This window comes from Amycolatopsis saalfeldensis (genome assembly GCF_900110575.1).
Classification (GTDB): domain Bacteria; phylum Actinomycetota; class Actinomycetes; order Mycobacteriales; family Pseudonocardiaceae; genus Amycolatopsis; species Amycolatopsis saalfeldensis.
In genome coordinates, this window is sequence record NZ_FOEF01000014.1 from 132,769 (window position 1) to 154,999 (window position 22,231).

Here is a 22,231-nt window from a genome sequence, read left to right on the forward strand (position 1 = left end):
TAGGGACGGATCATGCGCCGGCCGTGACCGAATTTCCACAGTCCCGCACCGGTTTGTGACGAACCGGCGACAACCGCCGTCAGACCGCCTGCAGGCCCTTCGAACCCGCGTTCACCACGAAGCTCTGGTCGGTCTTGATGACCAGCTTCGCCGGATCGTTCACGCTCGTGTCGGAGACCACCACGAAGTCCGCCAGCATCTGCGCGGGCGTCGCCGTCACCCGGACGTAGCCGCGTTCCCCCTTGCAGTACTTGACATGCGGGTTGTTCGCCAGCCACGCGGCGCTCGGCGGCGCGGCCCCGTCGCTGTTCGAGGTGACCGACGTGGTCACCAGCTCCGAGCCGACGATCGGGTCGCTGTGGTCGTAGTAGTCCTTGCGCAGGTCGGCCGCCCAGTGCCGGTGCACGTCGCCGGTGAGCACCACCGGGTTCGGCACCTGGCGGTCGATCCAGCCTTGCGTGATGCGGTCGCGTGAAGCCTGGTAGCCGTCCCAGGAATCGGGGCTCTCGCAGGTGGTGTTCTTGCCGTCGCCGTCACGCTGGGCGAAGAACACTTGCTGGCCAAGGAAATCCCACGTCGCCGGGTGCGTCTCGAACGCCTTGAGCAGCCACTGCTCCTGCGCCGTGCCGGTGAGCGTGCGCGCGGGGTCGCGGTACGGGCCGCACGCCGTGCCGCTCACCTGCGCGCTGCGGAACTGCCGGGTGTCCATCATGTGGAAGCGCGCCAGATCACCCCACAGGAACTGGCGGTACAGCTGGATCGACGCGCCGTTCGGCTTCGCGGTCGAGCGGATCGGCATGTGCTCGTAGAACGCCTGGAACGCCGCGGTCTTGCGCGCCGTCGACGCGGGGCTCGTGGTGCCGTTCCAGTTGTTCATGACCTCGTGATCGTCGAAGACGACCAGCCAGGGGGCGAGCGCGTGCGCGGCTTTGAGGTCGACGTCGGTCTTGTGCTGGCCGTGGCGCGCCCGGTAGAGCGCCAGCGTGGTGGTGTCCTGCGGGACGGCCAGCCGGCGGGGGTTCAGCTCGGACTTCACTCGGCCCGAAGGCTTTTCGTAGATGTAGTCGCCCAGGAACAGCACCAGGTCCGGGTCGTCGCGCACCACGCCCTTGTACGAGTGGTACCAGCCTTCTTCCCAGTGCTGACAGGAAGTGAAGCAGTACTTCAGCTGGTTCACCGCGGCGCCGGCGGCGGGCGCGGTCCGCGTGCGGCCGACCGGCGAAATGTAGCCCGCGGTCTTGAAGCGGTAGAAGTACTCCCGCGCCGGATCGAGGCCAGCGGGCTCGACGTGCACGCTGTGCGCCGACGCGCGGACGGCGTTCACCGAACCGCTTTTCACCACTGAGGCGAAGTTCTCGTCGGTCGCCAGCTCCCAGTCCACGGGGTAGGTCGCGTCCGGCATGCCGCCGAAACCGTCCGCGTTCAACGGCGCCGGCGCGAGCCGCGTCCACAGCACCACGCTGTCCGGCAGCGGGTCGCCCGAGGCGATGCCGAGCTGGAACGGGTCGTGGATAGCCGGGGGGACGGCCGCCGCCGTCCGCGCGTTCGCCCACGAGGGGAGTGTCATCGGAGCCGCGGCCGCGGTCACCGCGGCGAGTCCGCCCAGCAGCACCGAGCGTCGGTTCACCTGGCCCATAAGGGGTCCTTCCGGAAAACAGGGGTGGGGGTTTCAGGCGGCGAAGTCGGTGAGACCGGCACTGCAACCGGCGAAGGTCGGCGGCGAGGTGTTGTGGCCGGTGCAGGTCTTGTAGAAGACCCACGAGCCCTTCGGCACCGGGACCGCCTTGTCCACCGACGTGCCGTTGCCGCCGGAGGCCCAGACGTAGAACGGGCCGGCGCCGGTCGCGAGCCAGTACTGCACGACCCCGGAACTGCCGTCCGCGTTGGTGTCGTAAACGACGAAATGCGCGTCCGACGAGCGGAACAGACCCTCCGCGGCGCACGCCGACGCGCACTGGGCGCTGCCGGTGCCGGTCCCGCAGTCGGGCGCGACCCGGCCGTCGGAGCCGGTCTTGACGTAGCCGTCGGAGACGTAGCCGCCGAGGGCGGGCACGTAGTCCCAGATGGTGGTGGTGCCGAGCGGGCCGGTCACGGAGTTCCCGGCCGTCTGGCACTCGATGCCCACCGACGCCCCGTTGGCCACCGTCTTCACGGCCGTCGCCGCCGTGTTCGGCGCGCGGCGGACGTTGAGCGGGTCGCCCGCCGTCTGGACCGTCCCGGTCACCGCCGCGGCCGCGGGCACCGCCGTGGCGAGGGCGAACGCGCCGGCCGAGGCCAGGACAACCCCTAAACCGGCCCAACGCCGGAGCTTCGAACGCTTCATGGCCACAGAGTGACTCGGTCCTGTACACAACTCGTACAAAAGCGATTTACGGTGCTTTGCCCTCCGAATGGATCTAGCTATGGCACTCGAACGCTCCTACGATGCGCGGTCATGGGGACCTTGCCGCGAAGGCGGGTAAAAAAATGCTGACCTCATTGGCTTTCCGGATTCTCGGGCCGTTGGAGGTCGTCGCTGGAGGCCGGGCCGTCCCGCTGGGCGGGCCGAAGCCGAGGTTGCTGCTGGCCGCACTGGTTTTGCAGCCGAACGTCGTGGTGTCCACCGAGGTGCTGGTCGAGGTGCTCTGGCCGGGCACGGCGCCTCGTTCCGCGGCGGCCAATATCCGCACCTACGTCCATTCACTCCGCCGCCGGCTGGCCGAAACCGCGCCCGAGCTGGGCGACCGGATCAGCAGTCGCGCGTCGGGATATCAGCTGAGCGCCGCGCCGGAAGAACTGGATCATGTCGTTTTCGGCGAGCACGCCGCCGAAGCGCAGAAAGCATTCGATCGCGGCGACGCGGAAGCGGCGCTCGCTTTGCTCGAACAGGCGGACGCGTTGTGGCGCGGCGAGGTGCTGGAGGGCCTGCCGCACGACCACGGCTGGAGCGCGGCCGTCGCCCGGCTGGCCGAGCTGCGGCTGTCGGTCCAGGAGCAACGGCTGAAGGCCCGCATCGAGCTGGGCCGCCACGGCGAGGCGATCGCCGAGCTGCGCGGCCTGGTCACCGAGCACCCGCTGCGCGAGGAGCTGTGGGAGCAGCTCGTCACAGCTCTGCGCGACAGCGGCCGGACCGACGAGGCCGTCGAGGCCTACCAGCTGGCGGAGCGGACCCTCGACGAGGAACTCGGCGCGAAACCCGGCGTACGGCTGCGCGAGCTGCGGGCCACTCTGGCGGTGCCGTCAGCGTTGTCGGTGTCGTCGGCGCTGTCAGTGTCGTCGGCGCTGTCAGGGCCAACAGGACCTTCTGTGCCGTCTGCCAAGCAGCCGAAACTGCCTGTGCTGCCTGCCGAGATCCAGGTCCGGCGGCCCGCCGAGCTGCCGGTCTGCCAGCTGCCCCTCGACCTGCCGGACTTCACCGGCCGCGAGGAGGTGGTGGACCGGATCGTCGGGCGGCTGCGCGAGCGCGGCGCGAACGGGCTGCCCTCGGTGATCGTGCTGTCGGGCGCGCCGGGGGTCGGCAAGTCCGCGATCGCGGTCCGCGTCGCGCACGCCGTGCGGGACGCTTTCGCCGACGGCCAGCTGCACGTCGACCTGGCCGGCACGTCGTCGTCTCCGCGGGCGCCGATGGGAGTGCTGGCGGAATTGCTGCGGGCGCTGGGAATTCCCGACGCGGGCCTGCCGCGCGACCTGCCGGAGCGCGCGGCGCTGCTGCGCTCCCGGCTCGCCGGGAAGCGGATGTGCGTGGTGCTGGACGACGCCGGCGGCGCGGCCCAGGTGCGGCCGCTGCTGCCGGGCAGCGGGGCGTGCGCGGTGCTGGTCACCAGCCGCCTGAGCCTGCCGGACCTCGACGGCGCCGTGCCGGTGGACGTCGACCTGCTGCCCGAACCCGAAGCGGCCCGGCTGCTGCAGGGCATCGTCGGGGCCGAGCGGGTCGCCGCCGAGCCGGACAACGCCGCCGCGATCCTGCGCCAGTGCGGCCACCTGCCGCTGGCGATCCGCGTGGCCGGGGCGAAGCTGACCAACCGGCCGAACTGGTCGCTGCGGGTGCTGGCCGACCGGCTGCACGACGAACGGCGGCGGCTCGACGAGCTGCGCGTCGGCGACCTCGCCGTGCGCGCCAGCGTGACCCTGAGCTACGACCTGCTGCCGATGTCGGCGGCCGCCGCGCTCCGCTGGATCGGCGCGCTCGGCCCCGTGCAGTTCCCGGCGTGGGTGGTCGCCGCGGCGCTGGGCCGCCGGTCGGCCGACGAAGTCCTCGATGTGCTGGTGGACGCCCACCTCGTCGAGCTGGTCGCTTCCGATGCCACGGGCCAGCCGCGATACCGGCTGCACGACCTGCTCCGCGTGTACGCGGCGGAGCTGGCCGAGCGCGACGGCCCGGGCAAGACGCGGGCCGCGGCGCGACGGGTGCTGGAGGGTTACCTCGCGCTGGCGGTCGAGGCGGCCGACCGGATGCCGATCCACTTCTTCGGCCAGTACCGCGACGAGTCCGCGAAGCTGCCGGACCTGCCGCCGGAGACGGAGCGGCTGCTGGCGGACCCCGCCGCCTGGTTCGGCGCGGAGCGGAACACCGCCGTCGCCGCGGTGGCCCTGGCCGCCGAGCTGGGCTTCGACGATCTGACCTGGCAGCTGACCGCCGCCCTCACGCCGTACTTCGATTTGCGCGGCCACCAGGACGATTGGCACAGCACGCACGCGCTGGCCCTCGAAGCGGCCCGGCGCGCCGGGTCCGCGCACGGCGAGGCGATCATCCAGCGCAACCTGGGCCAGATCCACCTCTACCAGGACAGTTACGCCGAAGCTCTGGTGGCGTTCGAAGCCTCATTCGCCCTGTACCAGCGAATCGGCGACGCGCAGGGCATGGGCACGGCGCTCGCCGGGCTCGGCACGATCCTGCGCATCGAGGGCGAGAACGACCGCGCGCTGGAACGTTGCCACGAGGCGCTGAAGCTGTTCGCCGAAGCCGGAGACCGGCACGGCGAGGCCGTGGTGCGCATCGCCGCCGGCACGATCTGGCTGGCGCAGAAGTGTTACGCGTCAGCAAAACGCTGGTTCACCGACGCGTTGGAGCTGGCCGGCGAGATCGGCGACCGGCACCGCGAGGCGCACGCGCTGCAACGCCTCGGCCTGCTGCACCAGCACGAGGGCAACCTCGGCCAGGCCCGCGAGCAGGTCACCCGCGCCATCGCGATCTTCACCGACCTCGGCGACGACCACTGCGTCGGCTACGCGAACCAGGCACTCGGCGAACTTTGCCTGTACAGCGGGGACTTCGCGCACGCGCAGCTGCTGCTGGTCAACTCGCTGAGCGTGCACCGCCGCAACGGCGACCGGCGCTCGGAGGCGGAGGTCTCACAACTGCTCGGCGAGCTGCACTCGGCGCTGAGCCAGCCCGAGCGCTCCCGCGTCTACTCCGAGCGGGCGCTGGCCATCTGGCGGGAACTGTCCGCGCGGCCCCAGGAATCGGCGCTGCGGAACCGGATGCAGGGGGCGGCCGAGCACCGAATCGTGTCCGCCTGAGGCGCGGGCGCGGTGCCGTGTCGCAATCACTGATCCGGTGTACGCACGATCATGCCGCCGCCGACCGCTGCGATTCACGTGGCCTGCCCGGTGAAAGCACCCGGGTAGAGGGCGGACGGGTGCGCGGCCAGCGCGGCCTTCGTCGCGGCGCTGTCGGCGTCGGCGATGATCTCGATCTCGCCCGCTTCGATGCCGTCGAGGGCCGCGCACACCACGTCGGCGGGGTCGTTTTTCGGCACGTCGAACCCGGCCATCATGTCGGTGTCGGTGCTGGCCATCACCAGGCCCGCGACCTGGGTGCGCTGGGCCGCCAGCTCGAGGCGGACCCCGTTGGTCAGGCTCCACGCCGCGGCCTTGGAAGCCGCGTAGCCGGCCGAGCCCTGGTAGGAAATCCACGACAGGACGGAAAGCACGTTCAGGATGGCTCCGCCGCCGTTGCCGGCCAGTACGGGCGCGAAGGCGCGGACGACCTGGAGCGAGCCGAAGAAGTTGGTCTCCATCTCCCGTCGGATGTCGCCGAGGTCGCCGGTGACGAGGTCGGTGTAGGCCGCCAGCCCGGCGTTGTTGATCAGCAGGTCGACGTCCGCGGCCGCGGCGGCCGCGGCCCGGACCGAGCCGGGGTCGGTGACGTCGAGGGCCAGCGGCGTCACGCCCGCGATGTCGATCGTTTCCGGCCGGCGGGCCGTGGCGTAGACCTTGGCCGCGCCCCGGTCGAGCAGGGCCTGGGCGAAGTGTCGCCCGAGCCCGCGGCCGGCGCCGGTGATCAGTGCGGTCGATCCGGCGATCTGCATGGTCGTCTCCTGTCGGTTCGGTTCGGTTCGGTTCGCTGACGCCGAGCCTGGTCCCTGACGCCAACGTCAGGTTCAACCGGTTGTCTCGCAGGTCACACGCCCGTGCCCCCGCCGGTCCGCGCCTAAAGTCGGTTCGGCAACCGTCCGGCCAGGGAGTGTTCTGATGCGTATCGGGGAAGTCGCCGAGCGGGCCGGGGTGAGCGTGCGCGCCTTGCGCTACTACGAGCAGCAAGGCCTGCTGGCCGCCACCCGCACCAACGGGGGCCAGCGACGCTACCCCGAAGACGCCGTGACCCGGGTCGAGCTGATCCAGCAGCTCTACGCCGCCGGACTGTCCAGCCCCACCATCAAGGACCTGCTGCCCCACGTCGACGCCGGCGTGAGCACCCCGGAGTCCCGAGCCCGGCTCCGCGCCGAGAAAGCCCGCCTCGACGCGCGCATCGCCGAGCTGCAGCACACCCGCGACCGGCTCGAGGCCGTGATCGAGGTTTCGGAGACGCCCAACCCACTCTGTCCTCTAGTCGTCGGTCCTCTGGTTGACGGTCCTCTGGTTGACGGCGACGAGCCAAGAATGGCGAATTCACATCCGTGAACAATTCACAACCGTGAATAGCCGATTCGGCGGGTGTACAAGCTCGTGTCGATCGTGTAAAACTTTGCCGACCTTCCCGTGATGCATTTCCCCACTGTGAATGGCGGGCACCCGTGAGCGTTTCCCGGCGAACCCTGCTGACCACCGCGGCCGGTGCCGCGGTGGCAGTGACCGCGAGCAGCACCATCCCGGCAGCAGCCTCCGACCAGGCGATATCCGGATCGGCGAGCCAGGCGGAGACTTTCCGCGCGGCGGCGGACTACGCAGTGCGGAAGCTGCGCGCGGTGGCCCCGTCCGTCACGGCCTTTCCGACCGGGACGAAGTTCGAGAAATGGGCTTATTCGCAGAATGGCGACTGGGTCGGCGGATTCTGGCCGGGCACGCTCTGGATGGCGTGGCTGCACTCCGGTGACGAACAATTCCGCACGCTCGCGCTCGCGTCGGCGGAAAAGCTCGCGCCGCGGCAGAACGACACCAGTACCCACGACCTCGGTTTCCTCTTCTACCCGTCGTGGGTCACGGCTTGGCGGATCACCGGCGACGAGAAGTGGCGGGCCGGCGCGGTCACGGCGGCTTCGTCGCTGATCCAGCGCTACAACCCGAAGGGCCACTTCATCCGGGCCTGGGGCGCGCTCACCGACCCGAAGGACGCGGGCCGGATCATCATGGACACGATCATGAACCTGGACCTGCTGGACTTCGCGACCCGGCAGACCGGCGACGGCAAGTACCTCGACATCGCCGTCGAGCACGCGAAAACGGCGCAGCGCGTCTTCCTGCGCCCGGACGGCTCGACGCCGCACGTGTTCGACTTCGACCCGGCCACCGGCGCCGAGATCGGCCCGAACACCGTGCAGGGTTACAGCCCGTCCTCGTGCTGGTCGCGCGGGCAGGCCTGGGGCGTCTACGGTTTCACCACGATCTACCGGCGCACCGGCGACAAGCAGTTCCTCACCACCGCGCAGCGGCTGGCCGACTACGCCCTCGGCGCCCTGACACCGGACCGCGTGCCGGTCTGGGACTACCTCGCCCCGCAGGCGCCGAACGACATCAAGGACGCCTCCGCCGGCGTCGTCACAGCCTGCGGCCTGCTGGACCTGGCGGCGGCCTCGAAGCAGCCGAAGTACCGCGATGCCGGCCTGAGAATCCTGGAGGCGACAGCCAAAACCTGCCTCACCACCAACTCCGCTCGCGCCGACGCCGTGGTCGCCCGCTGCACCCGCAACCGGCCGTCCGAGGACGGCATCGAGATTTCCCTGCCGTACGCGGACTACTACCTGCTGGAAGGCATCCTGCGAGTGCTCAAGCCACGCGAGCTGAGCCAGGCGATCGACCTCTCCAGCGTCTGACCGGCCGGACGGCATCACTGCACCCGCACAGTCTTGCGACAGGAGGCGGCAGCCGTCCGTCCATAGTGAAACCTCCGACGTCGTGTCTGCCGGTGCCGTGGTGGCACGGCGTCGTGGACGTGGTTGCGCCGCGGCGTGCGATCGGGGTCGAGCCACGGTGGTGGCAGGAACTCGGGGATACCGTTCCGCATCCGGATCGTCCAGGCGCTGTGGTGGACGATCCGATGGTGGGCAGGGCAGAGCAGGACGAGATTCGGCAGGTCGGTGGGTCCGCCCTCCGACCAGGGGATCACGTGGTGGACGATGCACCATTTCGGGCTGCGGTCGCACCCGGGGTGGGCGCATCCCTTGTCGCGCAAGGCCAGGGCGTGTCGTTGGGACGGTGTCGCCAGTCGCGTGGTGCGTCCAAGGTGCAAGGGCTGACCTTCGGCGCCGAAGACCGCGGGCACCACCTTCGCTTCGCAGGCCTGCCGACGCAGCGCGTCGAGGCCGCCGGGAGTGGTGGACAGCGTGTCGGTCAGGCGGCCTTCGAGCTCGGCCAGGGTGACCGTGACGATCATTACCGCCCGCTCGCCGCCCTGCACAGCCAGGTCATCGCAGCGAGCCGCCAGTTCGAGGATGTCGGCAAGGGCGTCGCCGCGGCGTTCGGCCGCACTGCGCGGATCGGGACCCTCGGTATCGGGGTCACGGCGGGGTTTGGCCAGCGGCCCGAGCAGGCCGTCGAGGACGGCAGTGGCGTCCGGGTCGAGTTCACCGGCGAAGCGGGCACTGCCGTCGGGGCGGTGGGTGATGGTGAGCCGTCGCGACGGGCGCAGCTCACGGCGTTGCCGGTCGTCGGGCGGGGTGGCGTAGTCGCCCCAGTAAGCCAGCAATCGCCGTCCCGCGGTCCGCAGGGCTTCCGGCGCCGCCTGCCTGGCCAGTGAGATCAGGGTGGCTTCGTCCGCGGCGCGGTTCCCGGGCCCGATCGCTGCCGGGCAGGTGGCGAACAGGTTCACGATGGTCTGGAGGTGCTCTCGGTTGATCACCCCTTCTAGCAGGGCCTGCCCGGTCGCGGCCAGCGATGCCGGTTGTGGCGCCCCGGTCGGCGAAGAGGACGGCCTCGTCGCGTGTGCGTGCGCGACCCGGGTGGCAGCCTCGCGGCCTGAGACCCGCAGCGTCTCCCGCAGCATCGCGGCGGTGTCCTTGAACCCCAGTGCGCGGCCCAGCCCTCGTCGCTCGACCTCGTTGACGAGGCCGAGCATCTCCGCGTGATCGCGCCGGAGTTCTTCTTCGCACGCCAGGAGAAACGTGGTCAGCTCCGTATCCGAAAGCTGCCACACCTCGTGGGTGTCTGTGGTGGTACTCACTCCGTCAGAATACTGTCTGATCGAACGTATGGTCGTCACCCACATGGCTACATGTGGTGGCCGTGGACGACGGCGTGCCCCCGGCCGCGGCCGATCATCCACTTGTTCACCGGCACGGTGAACACGAAGGCGATTGCCAGCGAAATCACCAGCGACAGCCAGAACAACACGCTCGCCAGGCCGGCGTTCATCGCGCCGGGAATGGCGACCACCACGGTGTTGTCGACGATCTCCATCACCACGATCGACACCGTGTCCGCCGCGAGCGCGACCTTGAACGCGGCCGACAGCGCCAGGCCGGACTTCAGGACGCCGCGCATTGTCAGGCCATAGCCGAAAACGAACGCGAGCACGATCGACAGGACCACAGTGGCCGCGTTGTGCAGGCCGAACGCGGTGCCGAGAACCATGCCGAGCACCTCGCCGATGGCGCAACCGGTGAGGCAGTGCAGCGTTGCCTGGGCTGCGGTGGACCAGGACGTGCCGTGTTGATGTGTGGTCATGGTGTGGAAGATACCCCATGGGGGTATTTGTGGCCAGGTTTGGTGACACGGGGCACGGCTGGGTCGCGGGGGGGGGTGGGGCGGTGGGGCGGTGGGGCGGTGGGGACAGGAGGCGGAGTTCGCGGCATGGCGACACCACAGCGCGACGGCTTCGGTGCGGCGGAGTGAGGCAGCACGGCGGTGCAGCGGTTACGCGGCACGGCGGTGCAGCGGTTTCGCGGCGCGGCGACGCGGCACGGCGACGCAGCACTGCGGCGGTGCAGCGGCTTCGCGGCACAGTGGTTTCGCCGCACGGCGGTGCGGTGGTTTCGCCGCACGGCGGTGCGGTGGTTTCGCCGCACGGCGGTGCGGTGGTTTCGCCGCACGGCGGTGCGGTGGTTTCGCCGCACGGCGGCACGGCGGCACGGCGGCACGGCGGCACGGCGGCACGGCGGCACGGCGGCACGGCGGCACGGCGCGGCGCGGCGTGGCGACACGGCGCGGCGCGGCGGTGCGGCGGTGCGGCGGTGCGGCGTGGCGACACGGCGCGGCGCGGCGGTGCGGCGGTGCGGCGGTGCGGCGGTGCGGCGGTGCGGCGGTGCGGCGGCACGGCGCTGCGGTGCGGCCGCCTAGCTATGCGAAGACACAGCGACTTCCCGGCATGGCGCAGCGGCAGTGAAACGGTGCAGCGCAGCGGCGTGGCGGCAGTGCCGTGGCGTGGCAGCAGTGGCGTGGCGTGGCAGCAGTGCAGCGCAGCACAGTGGCGTGACCGCGCGGCAGCCCCGCTACTTAGTAGCCCAGCAGCGACGCAGAGCAGCGCGTAGCAGTGACGGCAGCACAGCGGCTTCGCGGAGTCCGGATCGAACCCCGCGAAGCCGATGCCTGCCAAGGGCCGCGGAGGCGACAAGAGATGCCAAGCCGGCCCCAACCGTCCCAGGGAATCCAGGGGCCCAGCAGCTCAGGGAATCAGCTGCCGAGCAGGGATTTCATTGTGGTGATTTCGGTTTGTTGGGTGTCGGTGATGTGCTGGGCCATGGCTTTCGCGCCGGGGTCCTGGCCTTGGGCCAGCTCGGTGCGGGACATGGTGATGGCGCCCTCGTGGTGCTGGATCATCAGTTCCAGCCACTTGCGGTCGTAGGCCTGGTCGCGCAACTGGTCCAGGCCCGCGGTGTCGACCATGCCGGACATGGACGTGCCGTGGTCCATTCCGCCCATCTCGCCCGTGGCGGGCGGTGGGGCGCCCCAGGTCTTCAGCCAGGCGGTGAGCTGGTCGATCTCCGGTTGCTGGGCCTGTTGGATCTGGGTCGCGAGATCGATCAGCCGGGGGTTCGCGGTGTGCTGCGGCACGGGCGCGGCCATCTCGACCGCTTGCCGGTGGTGCGGGACCATGCCTTGCGCGAAGGTGACGTCCGCGGCGTTGTGGGCGGGCGGTGAGGCGGGGGCAGGCTGCGAGCAGCCGGCCAGCACCACGGCGATCACGGGCAGCACGAGGCCCGCCAGGAACTTGCGTTTCATGAGTTTCTTCCTCACTGAGGGACAGCGAAAGCCAGGGACACGGGAAAACCGGTCCACTCAGATCCGCAGCACACAGGAGGCAGTGAGGAGGTCTCTGCCGCTCCGCCAGGGCGGTGGGCGCGCGTCACCCGCCGTTCCCGGGCGGCGCGCGATCGTCGGACGGCCTGCCCGCCACATCAGCAGGACGGCCAGCAGCAATCCCGCGACGGCCAGCAAGACGGCCAGGCAGAGGTGCAGCATCGAGTGCATCGCACCGTCCATCCCGGCCGGTGCGGCAGCCTCAACGCCGTGGGTCATCGAGACACCAGCCACCGAGACGGCAGTCATCGAGACACCGGCCATCGGCATGTCAGCACCGTCCGGCGCCGCCACGTGATGCATGGCGACCACCCCCAGCATCACCGCGCCGAGCAGCATCCAGCGCGCCAGGAACGCGACCGGGGCAGCAGCCGAACGGGGTGTCATCGCCGATCACCCTAACCCATACCCCGAACGGGTACCAACCGCGCCACGGCCACGATCAACTCACTTCAGTAACCCTTTGCACACAACCGGTTGACCCCCGTGAGCGGTCTCCCCTACCTTGCCTCCAGGTCTCCACCGTGCAGACCGCTAAACAGAAGGAATGGTGGGGATGCGAGGGCCGACGAAGACGCTTGTGCTGGGCGTCGTGGCGCTGCTCGGGGTGGTGGCCGTCCTCGTGGGCTGCTCCGGCGGGCTCGGGCAGGCGCCGCCGGACGCGCCGGTCAAGATCGCGTTCGTGCCGAAGGTCGCGGGCCTCCCCTACTTCGACGCGATGAACACCGGCGGCCTGAACGCGGCGCAGCAGCTGGGCGCGCAGTGGGTCGAGCGCGGGCCCGCGACGGTCGACCCCGCCGCGCAGACGGCGATCCTGCGTGACCTGATCACCGAGCACTTCAACGTGATCGCCGTGGCGCCCAACGACCCCGCCGCGCTCGCGCCCGTGATCGCGGACGCGCGGGCGCAGGGCATCCACGTGCTCACCACCGACACCGACGCGGCGGGCTCGCAGCGCGAGGTGTTCGTCAACCAGGCCACCGCCGACGGGGTCGGCACCGCGCTGGTCGACGCGCTGATGGCCAAGACCGGCGGCGCCGGCAAGTTCGCCATCGTCTCGTGCGGGGCGACCGCGGCGAACCTCAACGCGTGGACCGCCGTCGAGAAGGCGTACACCGCTGAGCACTACCCCCGGGCGCAGATCGTCGACACCGTGTACGCCGGCGAGGACACCGCCACCGCGACGACGCTCGCGAAGCAGATCCTCGTCCAGCACCCGGATCTGGCCGGGCTGATCGGGCAGTGCACCACGGCCGCGCCCGGGGTCGCGCAGGCCGTGCGCGACCAGCAGAAGATCGGCCAGGTGTACACAGTGGGCGTCGGCACGCCGCAGACGATGAAGCCGTACCTGCTCGACGGCTCGTCCTCGATGTCCGTGTTGTGGGACGTCCAGGCGCTCGGCTACCTCACCGCGTGGACGGCCGAGCAGCTCGCGCAGGGCAAGCCGCTCGGCCCCAGCAACAACGTCAGCCTCGAGCTGCCGACGGTCAAGTACGACGCGACCACGAAGACCATCCTCCTGGGCGACCCCCTGCGGATCACCCAGGACAATGTGGACCAGTACAAGTACTGACCGGGCCTCAGCGGACGTCGATCGTCACGGTCGCGGTGCTGGTGCGCGCCGGCAGCTTCGTGGTGTCCACGGCCAGGTACTCGCCGTCGTCCTGGCGGCCGTCCGGCAGCGTCTTCGGGTGCAGGGTGTACGGGGCGGCCGTGTTCGCCACCGCGTCGATGCCGAAGTCGTTGTCGTTGCTGATCACCAGGGTCCGGCCGCCGTCGGTGGTCGCGACGCCCTCCACCTTGTCGTGGCCGAAGAAGCCGCCGGCCGGGTCGAGGTTCGTGACCAGCGCGCCGAGGTCGAGGTACAGCTTCTTCGACACGGCCCGCACACCCACCTTCGCGAGGTCGTTCACGGCCTCGTCGGTGGTGTCCTTGCCGACGTAGGCGTCGATGCTCTTCTGGTCGGCGCCGACGAGCAGGCCGCCCTTCGCCGCGTCGTACGGCGCGTCCTTCACCTTCTCCCCCGGCCCGACGTCGGTCGCGCCGGACAGGTCGATCTCGAACAGCTTCTTGTACGCGGCGGGCTCGACGTGGCCGTCACGCTCGTCCACGAGGAACTTCGTCGACGACAGCGCGGTGATCTCGCTGACCGCCGTTCCCGTGTCGTCGGGGTTGTCGAGCAGGTAGAGGTACTCGTGCGTCGCGCGGGTCTTCAGGTCGACGGTGACGATCCGCAGCGTGGTGACGTTGCCGGGCTTCTTGGTCAGGTCCGGCTGCTGCAGCGCGGACTGCATGATGCCGACGAGCGTCCGCCCGTCCGGGGTGAGGGCGAGGCCTTCCATGCCCTTGTTCGGCACGCGGTACTTCAGCTCCTTCGGCAGCGAGCCGTCGAACGGCGAGAGCCGCTCGATCGCGCGGCCGTCTGCGCGGAAGTGCGTGATGAACGGGCCGTACTCGTCCGACACCCAGAACGTGCCGTCGCGCTGGGCCACCAGGCCCTCGGAGTCGTACCCGTTCGCGGACGCGGGCAGCGGTTTCCCGTTCAGGTCCACGATCTTCTCGCCGGTGTCGGCGGTGGTGCTGACCTGCCCGTTGTACGGCGAGCCGTCGGCCGCGCGCAGCGGGATCCGCTTCTCCAGCACCGCTTTCCCGTCGCGGAGCCGGAACCGGCCGATCGCGGGGTCGAACGCGGGCAGCGGCTCCACTTTGGACCCGTCCGGGGCGTCGACGTTGGGGCCGCGGTCGGTGAGGCCGTAGAACTCGCCGGGCGCCCCGGGCACCGGCGTCAGCGCGGAACCGAAGGCGCCGCCGGTGAGCGGCACGCCGCCGACCGTCGCGAGCGGCGGCAGGTTCGTCGGGTACAGCCGGACGGCGTCCGTCGCCGTGTAGGTGAAGGTGTCCTGGCCGTGGAAGCCGGGCGCCGGGGTGTAGCGGAACGTGCCGTCGGCGCCGATCGCGAGGGAGCCGTGCGCGGGCGCGGTGTGCCGGACCACGGCGCCGCCGGAAGCGACCGTGCGGCCGTGGGCGCCGAGTGCGTCGTTGCCGAGCACGCCGTCGCCGCGGACTTGCAGGGTCTGGCCGGACCGCGCCCGGTAGTGGTCGTCGCGGGCGGCGGATTGGTGGCCATTGCCCGGCGCTGCCCCCGATGCGGTGCCGGTCGCCACCAGCGGCAGGGCCAGCAGCCCCGCGACAACCCCGAATCTCACGCGCTTCATCCGTGTTCTCCTCCTCCGACGTCCGGTGACGCCGGAGGAGGAGTCTTCGCGGCCGAGTTGGACGGTGGCCGTCTTCGAGGCGAAACCCCGGTTAACGGCCGCGTCTCACCCGACCGACGGCGGCGCCGACGCCGAGCACCAGGATCAGCACGGTCAGGCCCCAGCGGCGCTGCTCCTTGACGTGGGCCGCGGTGTTGTCGACCGGCGCGGCGCTCGGCTGGGGCTTGGGGTGCCCGGACGGCGTCGGGCTCGGCGTCGGTGTCGCGGACGGCGTCGGGGCCGGGGACTCGGACGGCGTCGGGCCGACCGATCGCGGTTGCGGCGACGGCTGTTCCACGAGTACCGGCGCGTCCGGCGGCGGAGGCAGCGGGGGCAACGGCGACGGCGTGGGGCTCTGGGACGACGGCGGCGGCGAACTCGACGAGGACGGCGGCGGGCTCGACGAGGACGACGGAGGGGGCGAAGACGACGGCGGCGGTGAAGAAGACGGTGGCGAAGAGGACGGTGGCGAAGAGGACGGTGGCGCCGAGGAGACCAGACAACCCGCGGCATCGGAGCTGACCAACGGCGGCCCCGTGCTGATCTCCACCGCCGGACCGGAGCCGTCGAGGGGCAGCCGATACGTGACGCTGCGGTAGCCGATCCGGTTCGCGGTCGCGTACAACGTGTGGTCCGGTCCCAGCACCACCGCCCCGTACGCGTTGGCCGCCGGAAAACGCAAGCCTGACACCGGTTCCACGCGCCCGGTCCGCGGGTCGATCGTGACCACCCGGCCGTGCCCCGCGAACGACATGGAGACGCCGTACAGCATTCCGGACGCCGGGTCGTAGGCGAAATCGTCGACGCCGGAGGCCAGCACCACGGGCCGCAGCTGCACCCGGCCGGTCACGGTGAGGTAGTCCGGGCTCGCCGGGTCGATGTCCACTGTGTACAGATCGTCGGCGCGCTGGAGGTACCAGGTGCTGCCGTCGATCGCGCCGGCCGTCGCGCCGGTGGCCCAGCTCCACCCGCCGCGGCGGCCCTGGCGGCCGACCGGGCCGAGGTCGGCGACCTGCCCGGAGCGCGAGATCTCCACGGCGTGGGCGCCGTCGCGGAACACACCGTGGCGCGGCGCGTCGGCGACGCCGTAAACCACGTCCTGCTCGGCGGAGTAGGCGATCGCGTTCAGCGCGTAGCCGGTTTCGCCGAGTTCGCGGCGCATCCCGTCGGGCGCCGTGAGGCGCACGACCGAGGACGCGCCGGGGAGTTCGTTCTCCACCTGGAGGATGTCGCAGCCGGACGGCGCCGCGGCGGACGTCCGGCCGGGTGGGCCGAGCAGGCCGGAAACGGCCAGCAGTCCCGAAACGACGACAGCGGCGGCCAGCGGGGGCAGGAGGCGGACGAGGCGCACGGCGGTCAGGAAAGCCGGGCCAGCGCGGAGGCGAACGCGTCCGGCTGGAGGTTCGCCCCGCCGGCGAACGGGTTCTGCAACTGGAAGATCGCGTACAGCAGCAAGGCGATCGTACCGGCCAAAGTGGACACGATCACCAGGTGCGCGGCCATGCGCGTGCCGCCGAAGAGGTTGGGCAGCAGCACGGAGATGAAGCTGCCGAGGATCAGCGCGAACCACACCACGGAGCTGACGCGGCTGCCGGCCGAGGCCGTGAGCCGGGCCTGACGAGCCTGGTAGACCTGCCAGAGCTGGTTCGCCGCCTCGCTTTTACGGTCGTTCAGCCAGTCGTCGTCGGCCTGCGCGCCCGCGATGGTCTTGCTGAGCTGGCCGAGCTGGTTCCAGCCGGTGTCGGGCATCGTGCCGCCGTCGGCGAGCCGCGGCCACTCCTGGCGCTGCACCGTGGTGGCGTACGCCGAAGCCAGCTGCCGGACCTTCGGGCCGGTGTCACCGGGCAGCGCGTCAGCGGCCCAGCTCATCGCGACCAGGCCGTCGGCCTCGGTGTACGAGCCGTCGCGCGCGGTGCTGACGTTGTCGAACAGCGAGATGAGCACAAAGGCGACGAGCACGGCGTGCAGACCGCCGACGATGGTGAACACCTGCCCGGCCGCGTCGTTGTTGTCACGACGACCTTCGTCCCAGCCGAAACGCCTCACCAGATAGCCGATCACCGCCGCCACCACGGCGGCACCGACCACCCAGAAGATCCCGGTCAGGTAGACGTTCATCCGCACCCTTTCACCCTCACACCACTGCCCCGTGCCACCATTCGGCGAATTGGCCCGGACGGACTCCGCTCAAGCTAGTCAGGCGAATAGCGGGCGACAAGACGAGCCCGTCCTTTTCCGTCGAGTGGCCCCGGTCGGCCCCGCGAATCGCTGGAACGGAGCAGCCGGACCTGCCCACGGCCGCGCCGGAGAACCCTTCCCTCCTGGGAAAATACAGCGATTTTCCCCAGAGATTCCCGACCGGGTGACGCCGGCCAACCGTCGGTGACCGACGCCGGAGTCCGGCAAGATCATTTAGCCGGAATATGTCCGATTGTTGTTCGGCAAACAGGTGAACAACTTCCCGGAACCCGATCGTGTGATTGTTCCGGCCAGTCGGCTTGATATGTTGATTCCGCCACTCCGGCCGGGGTAATCGCACAACAAAGACGATCTTCATTCAGCACCGGACCGTTCGCGCCCGAAAGTCGACGATAGGTGGTTTCCGCTGTGACCGTCACGGACCCCGTGAGCACCCTGGCGCCGCTGCGCGGGTTCGAAGACGAGGACGTGCTCGCTGAGCTGGCCGGCCACTTCGTGCAGCACGAGTGCGCGCCCGGCGACGCGCTGGTCGAGTTCGGCCACCGAGCCGACCAGGTGTTCCTCGTCGCGCACGGCAAGATCAGCAAGATCGGCACCGGGGCGTACGGCGACCAGACCGTGCTCGGCACTCTCGCCGACGGCGGCTACTTCGGCGAAGGCGCGCTCACCGCGGACGACGGGATCTGGGAGTTCACCGCGAAAGCCATCACCGCGTGCACGGTGCTTTCCTTGCCCCGCAACGAGTTCCGGGGAGTGCTGGACCAGTCCGAGACACTGCGCGCGCACCTGGAGACGGCCGCGGCCGACGAGGCGGGCACGGCCAACGACCACGGCGAGGCGGTGATCGACGTCGCCTCCGGCCACGACGGCGAGCCCTGGCTGCCCGGCACGTTCGTGGACTACGACAGCTCGCCGCGCGAGTACGAGCTGAGTGTCGCGCAGACCGTGCTGCGGGTGCACAGCCGCGTCGCGGACCTCTACAACCAGCCGATGAACCAGATCGAGCAGCAGCTGCGGCTCACCGTGGAGGCGCTGCGCGAGCGCCAGGAGCACGAGCTGGTCAACAACACCGACTTCGGCTTGCTGCACAACGCGGACTTTTCGCAGCGCATCCGGACCCGCACCGGCCCGCCGACCCCGGACGACCTCGACGACCTGCCGGCGCTGGTGTGGAAGGAAGGCCAGACCGGCCTGCCGGACGAGTACCAGCCGGGGCTGAACGTGCGGTTCATGGGCATCAGCGGGCGGGCGATCATGTCGTACCTGGTCAGCGCCTACTACTCGGCCGCCGTGCTGGTGCCGGACGCGCTCGCGGTGCTGGAGAACGCCGAGATCGGCCGGGGTGACTGACCATGGCCATCCCGACCACGACGGCGAGCCTCAGCAGCACCGATCACCACTCGCACCGGGCCGCCGACGCCGGACACCGCCTGGCGCGGCGTGCCGCTGTCGCCGTGCGACGAGATTCCGGTCACCGAACGGGCCCACCACTCGGCGGCGGCGGTGATGCCGGATGCGCCGGGTGTGCTCGGCGACGTGGAGATCGGGCGCAGTGCCCGGCACCGGTGAGGGGACGAACATGACAACTGTGGACGCGCGGACCGGCGGCCGGGAGGTCGCCGAGGTGCTGGCCTGGAGCCGGGCGCTGTGGGAGCCGCTGATGCGGTCGGCGGTGGACCGGCTGCCCGAGTCGATGCGCCAGATCGCCGGCTACCACTTCGGCTGGTGGGACGAGACGGGACAGCCGGTGCACGTCCGCAGCGGGAAGGCGTTGCGGCCGGCGCTGGTGCTGCTGTGCGCGGAGGCGGCGGGCGGCGACCCGTCGGACGCCGTCGCCGCCGCGGTCGCCGTCGAGCTGGTGCACAACTTCTCACTGCTGCACGACGACGTGATGGACGGCGACGAAACGCGCCACCACCGGCCCACGGCGTGGACGGTCTTCGGCACCGGCCCGGCGATCCTGGCCGGCGACGCGATGCTGACGCTGGCCTTCGACGTGCTGTCCGCGGACGGCCCCGACGCCGCCCGGCTGCTCGGCCGCGCGGTCCTCGACCTGCTCGAGGGACAGAGCGAGGACGTGTCGTTCGAACGGCGTGGCGACGTCGCGCCGGAGGAGTGCGTCCGGATGGCCGAGGGCAAGACGGGCGCGCTGATCGGCGTCGCGTGCACGCTCGGCGTGCTGGTGGTCGGCGGCCGGGGCGAGCACGTGGAGCGGCTCGGCGTGTTCGGCCACTCGCTCGGCCTGGCCTTCCAGCACGTCGACGACCTGCTCGGCATCTGGGGCGACCCGGCGGCGACGGGCAAGCCGGTGTACTCCGACCTGCAGAACCGGAAGAAGTCGCTGCCGGTGGTGACGGCGCTGGCGTCGGGCACCCCGGCGGCCCGGGAGCTGGCCTCGCTGTACAAGCAACAAGCCCCGCTGTCCGAAGGGCAACTGGCGCGCGCAGCGTCCCTTGTGGACTCTGCCGGCGGGCGCGAGTGGAGCCGCGCCCAGGCCGACTCCTTGGTCGCCGTCGGCCTATCTGCGCTGGCCGACGCCGGGCCCACCCCGCGCGCCGCCGCGGAACTCACGGCGCTGGCCCGCCTGATCACCCGCCGGGACCACTGAGTCAGCTGCGCGGGCGGGTCAGGCCCTGGTCACCGGCACCGCGCGAGAGGATCACCTCGTCGGTATCGGTCAGGGCCTGCTGCCCGCGCGGGGAGACCGGGCCCACGGTCAGGTCGCGCAGGCGGATGGGCGGGCCGAGGTCGATCAGGGTCGGCACGTACTCCGCCTTGTCGACGGCCCAGTGCCCGTTCACGCGGGTGAAGCGAAACCGGGCGGCGGTGCCCTCCTCGGTGGAGCCGCGCGGCTCGTCGTGGCGGGCGATCTCGTTGCCCAGCCCGAACGCGACCCACTTGCCGTTGATCTTTTCGAACGGCTGCACCACGTGCGCGTGGTGGCCGACGATCAGGTCGATGTCCGGGGAGGCGGTCAGCTCCTTCGCGAGCTTCTCCTGGTCGTCGGTCACCTCGTGCTGGTATTCGACGCCCCAGTGCAGGCTCGCGATGACCACCTCGGCGCCGGCCTGCTTGGCCGCGCGGGCCGCGGCCAGGATGGCGTCGGCGTCGATCTGGTTGGCCAGCCACGGTTTCCCGGCCGGGCGCTTGATCCCGTTGAAGCCGAAGGCGAACGACAGCTGCGCCACCTTCACCCCGTGCACGTCGAGGATCAGCGGGGTGTACGCCTCCTTCTCCGAGCGCGCCGAGCCCGTGTGCTTCATCCCGGCCGCGTCGAGTTTGTCCAGCGTGCGGGTGATCCCGGCCTGGCCCTGGTCGAGCGTGTGGTTGGACGCGGTGGAGCAGGTGTCGTAACCGGTGTCCTTCAGCGCGTCCACGATCTCCGGCGGCGCGCTGAACGACGGGTACCCGCTGTACGGCCCGCCCTCCGGCGCCAGCGGCGTCTCCAGGTGGCAGATCCCGAGGTCGGCGCCCGAAACGAGCGGCTTCACCCCGGCCAGCAGCGGCCGGTAGTCGATGGTGCCGTTGCCGTCGGCCTCGGCCTGGTCGGTGAGCTTCGGGTGGATCAGCACGTCACCGGTCGCCACCACGGTGAACGAGTCCCGCGAGGCCGGCGCGGACGACGCGGGCACCGAGCTCTCCGGCTTGGTGTCCGGCACGGTCACCGCGCCACCGCTTGAGCATCCCGCCGCCGCCAGCAGCAGCGCGACGCCTGCCAATACCGCGCTCCGGCGCGCGTGTGCCATGTTCGCCCCCTTTGCCCGGCTGCGCGGCACATCCTGCCGCATGTCCACCGGACAGGAAGCCCGGCCTGTCATAGCGGACCGTAATCAAACCTAAGTCAACAACAAAACCCACCAGCGACCGAAGACTCCAGCCGAACCGCAGCTCGTCGCCCACCCTGGTCAACCCGGAAAAAATACGATAATTCGCTGGCATTCGTGAGCATCATGGTGACTCTCCGTAGGTATCTGTCCGCTAACTGCTGGCCCACCTGGAGTTGACGTCACCCGATCCGGTGTCTTGTAATACGAGTCACTCGAAGTTTACGCGTAGGCAACACTCGTCCACGGCCCCCTTGGGAGCGCTCGATGTCCACATACCCGCACAGGTCACGCACCTGGAGCGTTGTTGGTTGTTGTTTGATTGCCGGTGTGGTGTTGGCCGGGTGCTCGTCGGGGCAGGACACCGCCGCGCCCGCCCAGCAGGCGCCGGCCAACGGCAAGATCACGCTGTACTACCTGCAGAAGCAGGGTGACCAGCAGTACTTCGTCGAACAGGCGCAGGGCGCCCAGGAGAAGGCGAAGGAGCTGGGCGCCGACCTCAAGGTGGTGAACCTCGGCCAGGACGCCAACAAGGCCATCACCGAGCTGGACGCCGCCGTCGCGCAGGGCGCCAACGGCATCGCGATCGTGGTGCCGGACCAGGCGATCGGCCCCGAGGTGATCGACAAGGCGAAGAGCGCCGGCATCCCGCTGGTCGCCTCCGACGACGTGATCAAGGACGGCTCCGGCAAGAACGCGGCGTTCGTCGGCTTCAACGGCACCCAGATGGGCACCTCCGTCGGCCAGGAGGCCGCGAAGCTGTTCAAGGCCGCCGGCTGGACCGCCGCCGACACCAAGATCATCAGCGCGTACAAGCAGGACCTCACCGTCTGCACGGACCGGGTCAACGGCGCGAAGGCCGCCTTCCAGAAGGACGCCGGCGCGCAGGTCCCGGTGATCGACGTCGGCACCGACAACTCCCCCGTCGACGCGCAGAACCGCAGTGGCGCGGTGATCAGCTCGAACCCGGGCGTCAAGCACTGGGTGGTGTGGGGCTGCAACGACGAGAACGAGACCGGCGTGGTCACCGCGCTGGCCAACTCCGGAGTCGCGGCGAACAACATCATCGGCGTCGGGCTCGGCGCGTACCTCGACTGCAAGGACTGGGCCGCGGGCAAGGACACCGGCAACAAGTCCTCGCTCTACATCTCGGGCGCCGAGGTTGGCCGCACCGCGATCCAGGTGCTCTTCGACAAGGTGAAGAACGGCAAGGAACTGCCGGCGGAGACCATCGCGAAGACCCAGATCGTGAACAAGGACAACTTCAAGCAGGCCGGCGTCAACTGCACCTGATAGCCGTCG

Annotated in this window: 19 protein-coding genes; 8 read left to right on the forward strand and 11 right to left on the reverse strand. The window is 70.5% G+C overall.

Annotation, left to right across the window (positions count from 1 at the left end; all coding sequences use genetic code 11):
• Nucleotides 1-79: 79 nt before the first annotated feature.
• Nucleotides 80-1,636, reverse strand: a complete 1,557-nt coding sequence (locus tag BMY97_RS28450) for an alkaline phosphatase D family protein (RefSeq protein WP_091622258.1) — start codon at nucleotides 1,634-1,636, stop codon at nucleotides 80-82.
• 33 nt (nucleotides 1,637-1,669) lie between these two features.
• A complete protein-coding gene (locus BMY97_RS28455) occupies nucleotides 1,670-2,323 on the reverse strand; it encodes a hypothetical protein (protein WP_091622261.1) in 654 nt (217 codons plus the stop codon).
• Between the two features lie 143 nt (nucleotides 2,324-2,466).
• Here BMY97_RS28455 and BMY97_RS28460 point away from each other — a divergent pair, with 143 nt between their 5' ends.
• Nucleotides 2,467-5,499 (forward strand): AfsR/SARP family transcriptional regulator, encoded by a 3,033-nt coding sequence (locus BMY97_RS28460; RefSeq protein ID WP_245787537.1) that lies wholly within the window; start codon nucleotides 2,467-2,469, stop codon nucleotides 5,497-5,499.
• 74 nt (nucleotides 5,500-5,573) lie between these two features.
• Here BMY97_RS28460 and BMY97_RS28465 read toward each other — a convergent pair whose 3' ends face one another.
• Nucleotides 5,574-6,290, reverse strand: coding sequence for an SDR family oxidoreductase (locus BMY97_RS28465; protein ID WP_091622267.1), 717 nt, complete (start codon nucleotides 6,288-6,290; stop codon nucleotides 5,574-5,576).
• A 163-nt stretch (nucleotides 6,291-6,453) separates the two neighbouring features.
• Between BMY97_RS28465 and BMY97_RS28470 the strand changes: the two genes are divergently transcribed.
• On the forward strand, nucleotides 6,454-6,882 hold the full coding sequence (locus tag BMY97_RS28470; protein ID WP_091622269.1) for a MerR family transcriptional regulator: 429 nt from the start codon (nucleotides 6,454-6,456) through the stop codon (nucleotides 6,880-6,882).
• Nucleotides 6,883-6,995: 113 nt separating this feature from the next.
• Complete coding sequence (locus tag BMY97_RS28475; protein WP_091622272.1) at nucleotides 6,996-8,231, forward strand: glycoside hydrolase family protein; 1,236 nt, start codon at nucleotides 6,996-6,998, stop codon at nucleotides 8,229-8,231.
• A gap of 14 nt (nucleotides 8,232-8,245) precedes the next feature.
• Here BMY97_RS28475 and BMY97_RS28480 read toward each other — a convergent pair whose 3' ends face one another.
• The 4 genes from BMY97_RS28480 to BMY97_RS28500 all read right to left on the reverse strand — a co-directional run bounded on the left by BMY97_RS28480 (nucleotide 8,246) and on the right by BMY97_RS28500 (nucleotide 12,039).
• On the reverse strand, nucleotides 8,246-9,622 hold the full coding sequence (locus BMY97_RS28480) for an HNH endonuclease signature motif containing protein (RefSeq protein ID WP_091622275.1): 1,377 nt from the start codon (nucleotides 9,620-9,622) through the stop codon (nucleotides 8,246-8,248).
• Between the two features lie 2 nt (nucleotides 9,623-9,624).
• Nucleotides 9,625-10,080 (reverse strand): DUF4396 domain-containing protein, encoded by a 456-nt coding sequence (locus tag BMY97_RS28485; protein WP_091622278.1) that lies wholly within the window; start codon nucleotides 10,078-10,080, stop codon nucleotides 9,625-9,627.
• Nucleotides 10,081-11,025: 945 nt separating this feature from the next.
• Nucleotides 11,026-11,574: a DUF305 domain-containing protein gene (locus BMY97_RS28495; RefSeq protein WP_091622284.1), complete on the reverse strand. Its 549-nt coding sequence runs from the start codon at nucleotides 11,572-11,574 to the stop codon at nucleotides 11,026-11,028.
• A 57-nt stretch (nucleotides 11,575-11,631) separates the two neighbouring features.
• Nucleotides 11,632-12,039: a DUF6153 family protein gene (locus BMY97_RS28500; RefSeq protein ID WP_245787538.1), complete on the reverse strand. Its 408-nt coding sequence runs from the start codon at nucleotides 12,037-12,039 to the stop codon at nucleotides 11,632-11,634.
• Between the two features lie 169 nt (nucleotides 12,040-12,208).
• Between BMY97_RS28500 and BMY97_RS28505 the strand changes: the two genes are divergently transcribed.
• The gene (locus tag BMY97_RS28505) at nucleotides 12,209-13,225 is read left to right on the forward strand and encodes an autoinducer 2 ABC transporter substrate-binding protein (protein ID WP_091622287.1); all 1,017 of its coding nucleotides are present in this window, start codon (nucleotides 12,209-12,211) and stop codon (nucleotides 13,223-13,225) included.
• 7 nt (nucleotides 13,226-13,232) lie between these two features.
• Here the strand turns inward: BMY97_RS28505 and BMY97_RS28510 are convergent, their stop codons facing one another.
• The 3 genes from BMY97_RS28510 to BMY97_RS28520 all read right to left on the reverse strand — a co-directional run bounded on the left by BMY97_RS28510 (nucleotide 13,233) and on the right by BMY97_RS28520 (nucleotide 17,024).
• Nucleotides 13,233-14,867, reverse strand: a complete 1,635-nt coding sequence (locus BMY97_RS28510; protein ID WP_091622291.1) for an esterase-like activity of phytase family protein — start codon at nucleotides 14,865-14,867, stop codon at nucleotides 13,233-13,235.
• Between the two features lie 91 nt (nucleotides 14,868-14,958).
• Nucleotides 14,959-16,257, reverse strand: coding sequence for a DUF6923 family protein (locus BMY97_RS28515; protein ID WP_091622294.1), 1,299 nt, complete (start codon nucleotides 16,255-16,257; stop codon nucleotides 14,959-14,961).
• Between the two features lie 5 nt (nucleotides 16,258-16,262).
• Nucleotides 16,263-17,024 carry a bestrophin-like domain gene (locus tag BMY97_RS28520; RefSeq protein WP_091622296.1) on the reverse strand — a complete coding sequence of 254 codons (762 nt, stop codon included), beginning with the start codon at nucleotides 17,022-17,024 and terminating at the stop codon, nucleotides 16,263-16,265.
• Nucleotides 17,025-17,513: 489 nt separating this feature from the next.
• On the opposite strand from BMY97_RS28520, the gene BMY97_RS28525 reads away from it, so the two are divergent.
• The 3 genes from BMY97_RS28525 (at nucleotide 17,514) to BMY97_RS28530 (ending at nucleotide 19,713) form a co-directional block, all read left to right on the forward strand.
• Nucleotides 17,514-18,455, forward strand: a complete 942-nt coding sequence (locus BMY97_RS28525) for a cyclic nucleotide-binding domain-containing protein (RefSeq protein ID WP_245787539.1) — start codon at nucleotides 17,514-17,516, stop codon at nucleotides 18,453-18,455.
• Between the two features lie 90 nt (nucleotides 18,456-18,545).
• A complete protein-coding gene (locus tag BMY97_RS49195) occupies nucleotides 18,546-18,674 on the forward strand; it encodes a hypothetical protein (protein WP_281246934.1) in 129 nt (42 codons plus the stop codon).
• 10 nt (nucleotides 18,675-18,684) lie between these two features.
• Complete coding sequence (locus BMY97_RS28530) at nucleotides 18,685-19,713, forward strand: family 2 encapsulin nanocompartment cargo protein polyprenyl transferase (RefSeq protein ID WP_091622551.1); 1,029 nt, start codon at nucleotides 18,685-18,687, stop codon at nucleotides 19,711-19,713.
• Between the two features lies 1 nt (nucleotide 19,714).
• Here the strand turns inward: BMY97_RS28530 and BMY97_RS28535 are convergent, their stop codons facing one another.
• Complete coding sequence (locus tag BMY97_RS28535) at nucleotides 19,715-20,851, reverse strand: CapA family protein (RefSeq protein WP_091622302.1); 1,137 nt, start codon at nucleotides 20,849-20,851, stop codon at nucleotides 19,715-19,717.
• A 408-nt stretch (nucleotides 20,852-21,259) separates the two neighbouring features.
• Between BMY97_RS28535 and BMY97_RS28540 the strand changes: the two genes are divergently transcribed.
• Nucleotides 21,260-22,222, forward strand: coding sequence for a substrate-binding domain-containing protein (locus tag BMY97_RS28540; protein WP_245787540.1), 963 nt, complete (start codon nucleotides 21,260-21,262; stop codon nucleotides 22,220-22,222).
• Nucleotides 22,223-22,231 lie beyond the last annotated feature (9 nt).

Bases quoted from the DNA above. Each gene is read 5' to 3' on its own strand.
- BMY97_RS28495 (WP_091622284.1), bottom strand. From the start codon at position 11,574: ATGAAACGCAAGTTCCTGGCGGGCCTCGTGCTGCCCGTGATCGCCGTG.
- BMY97_RS28455 (WP_091622261.1), bottom strand. From the start codon at position 2,323: ATGAAGCGTTCGAAGCTCCGGCGTTGGGCCGGTTTAGGGGTTGTCCTG.
- BMY97_RS28460 (WP_245787537.1), top strand. From the start codon at position 2,467: ATGCTGACCTCATTGGCTTTCCGGATTCTCGGGCCGTTGGAGGTCGTC.
- BMY97_RS28505 (WP_091622287.1), top strand. From the start codon at position 12,209: ATGCGAGGGCCGACGAAGACGCTTGTGCTGGGCGTCGTGGCGCTGCTC.
- BMY97_RS28485 (WP_091622278.1), bottom strand. From the start codon at position 10,080: ATGACCACACATCAACACGGCACGTCCTGGTCCACCGCAGCCCAGGCA.
- BMY97_RS28470 (WP_091622269.1), top strand. From the start codon at position 6,454: ATGCGTATCGGGGAAGTCGCCGAGCGGGCCGGGGTGAGCGTGCGCGCC.
- BMY97_RS28450 (WP_091622258.1), bottom strand. From the start codon at position 1,636: ATGGGCCAGGTGAACCGACGCTCGGTGCTGCTGGGCGGACTCGCCGCG.
- BMY97_RS28535 (WP_091622302.1), bottom strand. From the start codon at position 20,851: ATGGCACACGCGCGCCGGAGCGCGGTATTGGCAGGCGTCGCGCTGCTG.
- BMY97_RS28480 (WP_091622275.1), bottom strand. From the start codon at position 9,622: ATGTGGGTGACGACCATACGTTCGATCAGACAGTATTCTGACGGAGTG.
- BMY97_RS28510 (WP_091622291.1), bottom strand. From the start codon at position 14,867: ATGAAGCGCGTGAGATTCGGGGTTGTCGCGGGGCTGCTGGCCCTGCCG.
- BMY97_RS28500 (WP_245787538.1), bottom strand. From the start codon at position 12,039: ATGACACCCCGTTCGGCTGCTGCCCCGGTCGCGTTCCTGGCGCGCTGG.
- BMY97_RS28465 (WP_091622267.1), bottom strand. From the start codon at position 6,290: ATGCAGATCGCCGGATCGACCGCACTGATCACCGGCGCCGGCCGCGGG.
- BMY97_RS28530 (WP_091622551.1), top strand. From the start codon at position 18,685: ATGACAACTGTGGACGCGCGGACCGGCGGCCGGGAGGTCGCCGAGGTG.
- BMY97_RS28520 (WP_091622296.1), bottom strand. From the start codon at position 17,024: ATGAACGTCTACCTGACCGGGATCTTCTGGGTGGTCGGTGCCGCCGTG.